The following is a 1,172-nucleotide window of genomic DNA, read 5'->3' as shown; positions in this document are numbered from 1 at the left end:
TCAAGAGTGTGGTGGCAATAGCATGAAGGATACACCTGTTCCCATGCCGAACACAGTAGTTAAGCTTCAGCGCGCCAAAAGTAGTTGGGGGATCGCTCCCTGCGAGGATAGGGCGTCGCCACGCTCAAGTTTTGGAGGATTAGCTCAGTTGGGAGAGCGTCTGCCTTACAAGCAGAGGGTCACAGGTTCGAGCCCTGTATCCTCCATTTGGGCCTATAGCTCATGAGCCGTTAGCTCAGTTGGTAGAGCATCTGACTTTTAATCAGAGGGTCGACGGATCGTAACCGTCACGGCTCATTGTCGCGTGTGGATCCTAAACGCCGACTTAGCTCAGTTGGCAGAGCACCTGTCTTGTAAACAGGGGGTCGGAGGTTCGAATCCTCTAGTCGGCATTAAATCTTATGCGGAAGTAGTTCAGTGGTAGAACATCACCTTGCCATGGTGGGGGTCGCGGGTTCGAATCCCGTCTTCCGCTTTGTCAATTCCATAATGCCGGGGTGGCGGAATTGGCAGACGCATGGGACTTAAAATCCCACGGTAGTAAAATACCGTACGGGTTCGATCCCCGTCCTCGGCACCAGATGCACCCATAGCGCAATTGGATAGAGTGTCTGACTACGAATCAGAAGGTTGAAGGTTCGACTCCTTCTGGGTGCACTTATTTCGGGAAATAGCTCAGCTTGGTAGAGCACCTGGTTTGGGACCAGGGGGTCGCAGGTTCGAATCCTGTTTTCCCGATTTCAGTATAATATTTTCGCGGTGTAGCTCAGCTGGCTAGAGCGTCCGGTTCATACCCGGGAGGTCGAGGGTTCGATCCCCCCCGCCGCGATTTGGGTGGCTATGTTGGACCTTTAGCTCAGTTGGTTAGAGCAAGCGGCTCATAACCGCCCGGTCGTAGGTTCGAGTCCTACAAGGTCCATTGACCTAAGTGGTCGAAACTATTTTTATTTTAATTTGGAGGATTACCCAAGTGGCTGAAGGGGGCGGTCTTGAAAACCGCTAGGCCGGGCAACCGACGCAAGAGTTCGAATCTCTTATCCTCCTTTTATTATCGCGGGGTAGAGCAGTCTGGTAGCTCGTCGGGCTCATAACCCGGAGGTCGTTGGTTCAAATCCAGCCCCCGCAATTTGGTCCGTTGGTCTAGTTGGTTTAGGACGCATCCCTGTCACGGA

11 tRNA genes and 1 rRNA gene are annotated in these 1,172 nt (G+C 52.9%); all 12 read left to right on the top strand.

From position 1 onward, the window contains the following. The first annotated feature begins 7 nt into the window (after window positions 1-7). Window positions 8-124, top strand: a 5S ribosomal RNA gene (gene rrf, locus C1710_RS08170). Window positions 125-133: 9 nt separating this feature from the next. After that, window positions 134-206 (top strand) — tRNA-Val (locus C1710_RS08165). A gap of 18 nt (window positions 207-224) precedes the next feature. Further along, a tRNA-Lys gene (locus tag C1710_RS08160) sits at window positions 225-297 on the top strand. Between the two features lie 22 nt (window positions 298-319). After that, window positions 320-392, top strand: a tRNA-Thr gene (locus C1710_RS08155). Window positions 393-403: 11 nt separating this feature from the next. Next, window positions 404-475: transfer RNA gene (locus tag C1710_RS08150), tRNA-Gly, on the top strand. A gap of 16 nt (window positions 476-491) precedes the next feature. Continuing rightward, window positions 492-580 (top strand) — tRNA-Leu (locus C1710_RS08145). Window positions 581-583: 3 nt separating this feature from the next. Continuing rightward, window positions 584-657, top strand: a tRNA-Arg gene (locus tag C1710_RS08140). Window positions 658-664: 7 nt separating this feature from the next. Then, window positions 665-738: transfer RNA gene (locus C1710_RS08135), tRNA-Pro, on the top strand. A gap of 17 nt (window positions 739-755) precedes the next feature. After that, window positions 756-829 (top strand) — tRNA-Met (locus C1710_RS08130). 16 nt (window positions 830-845) lie between these two features. Further along, a tRNA-Ile gene (locus C1710_RS08125) sits at window positions 846-919 on the top strand. 37 nt (window positions 920-956) lie between these two features. Beyond that, window positions 957-1,044 (top strand) — tRNA-Ser (locus tag C1710_RS08120). Window positions 1,045-1,052: 8 nt separating this feature from the next. Further along, a tRNA-Met gene (locus C1710_RS08115) sits at window positions 1,053-1,126 on the top strand. Window positions 1,127-1,172 lie beyond the last annotated feature (46 nt).

It is taken from the genome of [Lactobacillus] timonensis (assembly GCF_900240275.1).
In the GTDB taxonomy this organism is placed as follows: domain Bacteria; phylum Bacillota; class Bacilli; order Lactobacillales; family Lactobacillaceae; genus Limosilactobacillus; species Limosilactobacillus timonensis.
This window is presented reverse-complemented; position numbering and strand designations above follow the sequence as displayed.